Source organism: Burkholderia sp. Cy-637, assembly GCF_011753175.1.
Taxonomy (GTDB): domain Bacteria; phylum Pseudomonadota; class Gammaproteobacteria; order Burkholderiales; family Burkholderiaceae; genus Burkholderia; species Burkholderia gladioli.
Map to the genome: position 1 here is coordinate 24,710 of NZ_VWWC01000080.1, position 6,896 is coordinate 31,605.

Here is a 6,896-nt window from a genome sequence, read left to right on the forward strand (position 1 = left end):
AAAAAACGCCCGGATCGTCACGATCCGGGCGTTTTGTCTTGGGCGAGGCATCGCTCGCCGCGGGCTCAGGCGGCGGCGCGCTGCTTGGCTGCCTTCTTGCCCTCGACGTCGGGCAGGAACACCGTCAGCACGCCGATCAGCGGCAGGAAGGCGCAGATCTGGTAGACGAAGGCCACGCTGGTGGCATCGGCGATATCGCCGAGCACGGCCGCGCCCACGCCGCCCATGCCGAAGGCGAGGCCGAAGAACAGGCCCGCCACCATCCCCACCTTGCCGGGGATCAGCTCCTGGGCATAGACGATGATCGCCGAGAAGGCCGAGGCCAGCACCACGCCGATGATCACGCTCAGCACGCTGGTCCAGAACAGGTTCACGTGCGGCAGGGCCAGCGTGAAGGGCGCCACGCCGAGGATCGACACCCAGATCACCCACTTGCGGCCGATGCGGTCGCCGATCGGCCCGCCGATCACGGTGCCGGCCGCCACCGCGGCGAGGAAGATGAACAGGTGCAGCTGCGCGGCCTGCACGCCGAGGTGGAACTTGTCGATCAGGTAGAAGGTGAAGTAGCTGGTGATGCTGGCCAGGTAGAAGTACTTCGAGAACACCAGCAGCATCAGCACGCCGAGCGCGAGCCAGACCTGGCGGCGGCTCAGCGTGGCATGGCGCTCGCCGGCCGACTTCTTCTTCGGCGCGGGCTGGCGCTGGTACCAGCGGCCGATCTGGGCCAGCACCACGATCGCCACCAGCGCGGCCACCGACACCCAGGCGATGCTGTGCTGGCCATGGGGGATGATCACCAGCGCGGCCAGCAGCGGCCCGAGCGAGGAACCGGCGTTGCCGCCCACCTGGAACAGCGACTGCGCCAGGCCGTGGCGGCCGCCCGAGGCCATGCGCGCCACCCGCGAGGATTCCGGGTGGAACACCGAGGAGCCGCAGCCGACCAGCGCGGCGGCCACCAGCAGCACGCCGAAGCTGGGCGCGGCCGACATCAGCAGCAGCCCCGACAGCGTGAAGCCCATCCCGACCGGCAGCGAGAACGGCAGCGGCCGCTTGTCGGTATAGAGGCCGATCAGCGGCTGCAGCAGCGAGGCGGTGATCTGGTAGGTCAGCGTGATCAGGCCGATCTGCGCGAAGGACAGCGCGAAATTGGCCTTCAGCATCGGATAGATGGCGAGGATCAACGACTGGATCATGTCGTTGAGCAGGTGCGAGAAGCTGATCGCGCCGAGCACCGGGTAGTTGGTGCGGGCCGGCGCCGTCGCGGGGGCGGCCGCGGCGGATATCGTCTGGCGGTTGTCGAGGCTGGTTTGCATGATGAGCGGCGTTGGGGCGGTGCTGGGACCGCGGCGTCATTGGAATTCGGGATAAGCTCACCGGAGTGTAAAGTGGCTCACTCGAATTGTCAGGCCAACTTTTGTCGTGATTCGGTCATGGCCGGGTCATGAAGGGCCAGGTTTCGGTCGAGACCGATCGAGGCTTCGGACCAGTCGCGAGTTTCCTGACGATTGGCCTACAGGGCACGATCGTCGCGTGCGCACAACTGGGTGCGATCCCGACTCAAGAAAAAAATCATTGCTGCCGACAAGCCCTTATCCGTGACCACACGCGCGGAGTGGGCCGTGCCGCAGATCCGCGGCGGGCGGCCGTACGGTGAGTGCCGGAGCCGACGTTTCCGGCAGCAAGAAAAGTACGGGGGAATCGATGATGGGAATTTCGCTGCGGGCCAGGCCGGCAACCGAAGGCATGGCGGCGGCCGCCGCGCTGCCGGGCGCCTCGGGCGGCGCCGGACGCGCCACGCGCCGCGCCGGCGGCAAGCCGTCGCGAGCATGGTCGGTGCGCGCGACGCTGTATGGCGCCTTCGCCGTGCTGTTGATCGGCACGCTCGCGATCGGCCTGTTCTCGCTCTGGCAGATCAACCGGCTCGACGAGTCGATCCGCTCGGTCTACGAGCAGGGCCACGTGGCCAGCCACGCGGCCGAATCGGTGCGCGGCCACGTGCTGCGCGCGAGCCGCGCGCAGAAGATGCTGCTGACGGCGACCACCGCCAAGGAGCGCGACGACCTCGGCAGCGACATCGAGGGCGACCTCAACGGCATCACCAGCGACCTGAAGACGCTCGGCAGCTACACCGATGCCGGCGATCGCGCCACGCTCGACACCTTCACCAAGTCGGTCACCGGCTGGAGCGCGCACCTGCGCGACTTCGTGGCGCTGATCAAGCAGCAGCCGCTGGACCTCTCGCAGATGAACTGGCAGGTCGGCACCCAGGACGTCGGGCTGCTGGTGGAAACCGGCAAGCTCGAGAAGCAGGTCGACGCGCTGGTGGCCTCGCGCGGCGAGGCGGCCAGGCAGACGCGCGATGCCTCGACGGCGCGCTTCCACGCCTCGCTGGCGATGATCGCCGTGATGACGGCCGCGCTGATCGTGCTGGCGATCCTGATCGCCTCCTGGGTGGTGCGCCGGCTCGGCGCGCAGCTCGGCGGCGAGCCTGCCACCGCGAAGACGATCGCCGCCGGCATCGCCAGCGGCGACCTGACCCAGCCGGTCAGGCTGGCCAGGCGCGACCGCGGCAGCGTGCTGTACGCGCTCGACGAGATGCAGCGCCAGCTCGCCGGCACGGTGCGCGAGATCGCGGCCAGCGCCGAGGCGATCGCCTCGGCCTCGGGCGAGATCTCGACCGGCAACCTCGACCTGTCGCAGCGCACCGAGCAGCAGGCGGTGGCGCTGGAGCGCACCTCGTCGAGCATGTCGCAACTGACCTCGACGGTCCACCAGAACGCCGAGAACGCGCGGCAGGCCAGCGCGCTGGCGCAGAACGCCTCGGACGTGGCCGAGCAGGGCGGCGAGGTGGTGGGCCGCGTGGTGGCGACCATGAACCAGATCGACGAGAGCGCCAAGAGCATCCGCGACATCATCGGCACGATCGAGGGCATCGCCTTCCAGACCAATATCCTGGCGCTCAACGCGGCGGTCGAGGCGGCCCGCGCGGGCGAGAACGGGCGCGGCTTCTCGGTGGTGGCCAGCGAGGTGCGCACCCTGGCGCAGCGCTCGGCCACCGCGGCCAAGGAGATCCGCCAGCTGATCGGCGCCTCGGTCGAGCGCGTCGCCAACGGCGCGCAGCTCGCCAGCGACGCGGGACGCACCATGGAGGAGGTGGTGCGCGCGGTGCGTCGCGTGACCGACATCATCGGCGAGATCTCGGCGGCCTCCACCGAGCAGAGCGCCGGCATCGACGAGATCGGCCGCGCGGTCGAGCAGATGGACGACGGCACGCAGCAGAACGCGGCCCTGGTCGAGCAGGCCGCGGCCGCCGCGCGCTCGCTCGACGAGCAGGCCCAGGCGCTCAAGGCGCTGGTCGGGCACTTCCGGGTGAGCGCGCAGGCTTGAGCGTGAGGGCGGCGCCGCGCGCGTCGTCTCCGCCATGAAGATCGGCCCGCGATGCAGGACGCATCGCGGGCCGATTTCGTTTGGGGGCGCTGGCCGCTCGCCGTTCAGGCGGCCGACGCGATCAGGACTTGGCGGGGGCCGGTGTCGGCGTTGCCGCCTTGCGCTCCTTGCCCTCGTCGACGATCACCGTGCAGGTGGTGCCGGCCGACAGCACCAGGCCCTCGGGCACCTCGTCGATATGGATGCGCACCGGCACGCGCTGGGCCAGCCGCACCCAGTTGAAGGTCGGGTTGACGTCGGCCACCAGGTCGCGGCTCTGCGGGTTGTCGCGGTCGTAGATGCCGCGCGAGATGCTGTCGACATGGCCCTTCAGCACGCCGCCGCTCATCAGCCGCATCTCGGCCGGCGCGCCCAGCTTCACGCGCGGCAGCTTGGTTTCCTCGAAGTAGCCGTAGACCCAGAACGAATGGCTGTCGATGATCGCCAGCTTGGCGTTGCCGGCGGTGGCGTAGTCGCCGCGGAACACGTTCAGGTTGGTGATGTAGCCGTCCACCGGCGCGACCACCCGGGTGCGCGCCAGGTTCAACTGGGCGGCGTCCAGCGCGGCCAGCGCCTGCTGGTACTGGGCGGCGGCGCCCGAGGCGGTCTGCGAGGCGTTCTCGCGGTTCTCGCGCGAGACCACGGCGGCGTCCAGGTCGGCGCGGCGCGCGGCATCGGCGCGGCGCATCGCCAGCTCGGCGGCGCGCGCGGCCACCGCGGCCTTGGCCTGCTCGACCGCGATCGCGTAGTGGGAAGGATCGATCTGCATGATCAGGTCGCCCTTGTGGACGAACTGGTTGTCGCGCACCGGCAGCTCGACCACCGCGCCCGACACGTCGGGCGCGACGTTGACGATCTCGGCGCGCACCCGGCCGTCGCGGGTCCAGGGCTCGTCCATGTAGTGGACCCACAGCCGGTGGCCGATCAGGATCGCGATCACGAGGATGACGGCCGTCGCGACGAAGCCGAAGAGTTTTCTGAGGAGCATGGTTCGATTCATTTCAACGATAGACGGCAAGGCCCAGGCCGCCGCAGATGCACACCAGCAGGCTGGCGCGGAACAGCGAGGGATGCCAGACGAGGCGGTACAGGCCGGTGGCGGCCAGCAGCCGGTCGACCATCCAGGTGAGCAGGGCGCCGAGCACGAACATCAGCACGACGGTCGGCATGTAGGCGTCGAAGACGGCGATTTCACGCGGCATCATGATGGGTTTCCCGGGGTGGGGCGCGCCGTGCCGCCGTCGAGCGACGCCAGCGGCGATTCGCGATCGAGCAGCGCGGTGCGCACGAAATGCAGGTGACTGAGGATGCGTTGCAACTGGTGGCGTTCCTCGGCGGGCGGCGCGAAGGTCTCCAGCGCCTGCCGGGTCGCGGCGATCGCGTCGATGGTGGCGGCCAGCGCGGCATCGAAGCGGGCCGGGCGGGGACGCGCGAACAGCGCGGTGACGCTGCGCCGCATCGCGCGGATCGCCTGGCGCCAGGGCATCGAGGCGGCGTAGCGCGGGTCCCTCGGCAGCGCCGCCAGCTCGTGGCGCAGGTCGATGATCGCGTTGCCGACCTCCAGCACCGCGAACATCCAGCGCAGCGCGTCGCGCTGCACGCCGGGCTGGTCGGCCGACAGCGTGTGGGCCTGGAACATCAGGTCGCGCGCGCCGCTCTCGAAGCGCGTGCGCAGCCCGCCCAGGCGGTCCTGGCAGGCCATCACCACCTGCCGGCGCAGGTCGGCGAACAGGCGGCGCTTGAGCCAGGGCGAGCTGGGCGGCACCAGCACCGCGAAGGCGACCGCCGAGACCAGCATCGACAGCACGATCGCCAGGCCGTTGTTGAGGAAGTCGGTCGGGTCGTAGTGCGTGACGTTGTCGGGGCCGGCCAGGAAGCTGAAGAAGATCAGGTAGCCCATGCCGTGCGCGCCCGTCTTCGGCCGCAGCGTCAGCCAGATGCCGATCGACAGCAGCGGGGCCAGCGCCACGCACAGCATCGGGAAGCCGTCGATGCGCGGGTAGACGAAGAACATCAGCAGGATGCCCATCACCACCCCCAGCGAGGCGCCCATGCCCATCTGCATGGCGGTCGCGCTCGGCCGCGGCGAGGCCGAGGCCAGCGCGCACACGGCCGCCGCGTTGAGCACCAGCATCACGCCGCTGGGCCAGGCGCTGTGGATCCAGAACCAGCCCAGCAGCAGCATCACCACGGCGGTGCGCAGGCCGGCGATCAGCGAGGCGGTCAGGTTGGTCTTCGGCTCGAACTGCTCGATCCAGCGCTCGCGCTCGTGCGTCTCGCTGGCCAGCGACCCGTAGGTGGCGGCGTAGGCGTGCACGTCGCTGATGAAGCGGTAGAGCAGCTCGGCGGCGGTGTCGAAGTCGAGCAGCGGGAAATCGGGGCGCGTCTCCAGCTCGGCGCGGGTGGCGCGGATCCGGCGCGGCAGCGCGTCGCGATAGGCCAGCAGCGGCTCGGCGATGCGCGCCGCGTCGGCCGCGGTGCGCACCGGCTGGCCCTCGGGCTCGAGCAGCGGAGCGATCTCGCGGTAGTAGGGCTCCAGCGCCGCGATCACCGCCGTGTCGTGCGCCGCGCGCAGCCGGTTCATCAGTTGGTGCAGCGCGTGGAAGCGGCTCGAGGCGGTCATGAACTCGCTGTTCAGGCGCGCCAGGCGCCCGTTGCGCATGCGCGACTCGTGGTTCTCGAACACCGCCATGCTGCGCGCCGATTCGAAGCCGATCACGTCGGCCACGAAGCGCGTGTGCACACTCTCGATATGGGCGCGGTCGAGCTTGCCCGACAGCGCCGAGGCCACGTAGTCGACGAAGGACGAGAAGCGCCGGCGCACCGTGGTGCGCATCTGCTCGCCGGTGTAGCGCGGGAACAGCAGGGCGCTGACCAGGCCCGCCGAGACGATGCCGACGCAGATCTCGGCCACCCGCGTGAGCGCCGACATGAAGGCGCCGTCGGGCTGCTGCGAGGCGGGCAGGCCGATCAGCGCGGCGGTGTAGCCGGCCAGCAGGAAGCCGTAGCTGCGGAAGTTGCGATTGCGCGCGGCGCCGGCGTTGCAGATCGCCACCCACAGCGCGACCGCGATCAGGAACAGCCAGGGCTGCTGCGGGAACAGGCCGACGAAGGTCAGGGTGGCGGCCAGGCCGACGAAGGTGCCGGTCAGGCGGTAGAAGCTCTTGGCCAGCACCGCGCCGCTTTGCGGCTGCATCACGATGAACACGGTGGTCATCGCGGTCTTCGGCGCGGGCAGGTCGAGCACCATCGACACGCCGATCGCCAGGAAGGCCGCCGTCAGTGCCTTGAACAGGTAGAGCCAGGCATTGCCGTCGGTGCGCGCCCAGTCGGCGCAGGTCGCGGCGAGCGCGGCGAACGGCGAGCGGGCCGGCGGCGGCGCCGAAGCGGGAGTGGACGAGGGGGCGGACATCGCGGCTTTCCTCACTCGGCGGCCGGCATGGCGGCGCGGTCGGTGTCGGCCAGGGCGG

General features: G+C 70.3%; 5 protein-coding genes. 1 reads left to right on the forward strand and 4 read right to left on the reverse strand.

From position 1 onward, the window contains the following. Nucleotides 1-65: 65 nt before the first annotated feature. Nucleotides 66-1,313 carry an MFS transporter gene (locus tag F3J10_RS20515; RefSeq protein ID WP_025098720.1) on the reverse strand — a complete coding sequence of 416 codons (1,248 nt, stop codon included), beginning with the start codon at nt 1,311-1,313 and terminating at the stop codon, nt 66-68. A gap of 388 nt (nt 1,314-1,701) precedes the next feature. Here F3J10_RS20515 and F3J10_RS20520 point away from each other — a divergent pair, with 388 nt between their 5' ends. After that, nucleotides 1,702-3,387 carry a methyl-accepting chemotaxis protein gene (locus tag F3J10_RS20520; RefSeq protein ID WP_167242886.1) on the forward strand — a complete coding sequence of 562 codons (1,686 nt, stop codon included), beginning with the start codon at nt 1,702-1,704 and terminating at the stop codon, nt 3,385-3,387. A gap of 121 nt (nt 3,388-3,508) precedes the next feature. Here F3J10_RS20520 and F3J10_RS20525 read toward each other — a convergent pair whose 3' ends face one another. Genes F3J10_RS20525 through F3J10_RS20535 form a run of 3 tightly spaced genes read right to left on the reverse strand, consistent with a single transcriptional unit; the run spans nt 3,509 to nt 6,838 of the window. Next, the gene (locus F3J10_RS20525) at nt 3,509-4,414 is read right to left on the reverse strand and encodes an HlyD family secretion protein (protein ID WP_025098718.1); all 906 of its coding nucleotides are present in this window, start codon (nt 4,412-4,414) and stop codon (nt 3,509-3,511) included. A 13-nt stretch (nt 4,415-4,427) separates the two neighbouring features. Next, a complete protein-coding gene (locus F3J10_RS20530) occupies nt 4,428-4,631 on the reverse strand; it encodes a DUF1656 domain-containing protein (protein WP_013697734.1) in 204 nt (67 codons plus the stop codon). Beyond that, complete coding sequence (locus F3J10_RS20535; RefSeq protein ID WP_025098717.1) at nt 4,628-6,838, reverse strand: FUSC family protein; 2,211 nt, start codon at nt 6,836-6,838, stop codon at nt 4,628-4,630. The genes F3J10_RS20530 and F3J10_RS20535 overlap by 4 nt, the downstream gene beginning before the upstream one ends. Between the last annotated feature and the right edge of the window lie 58 nt (nt 6,839-6,896).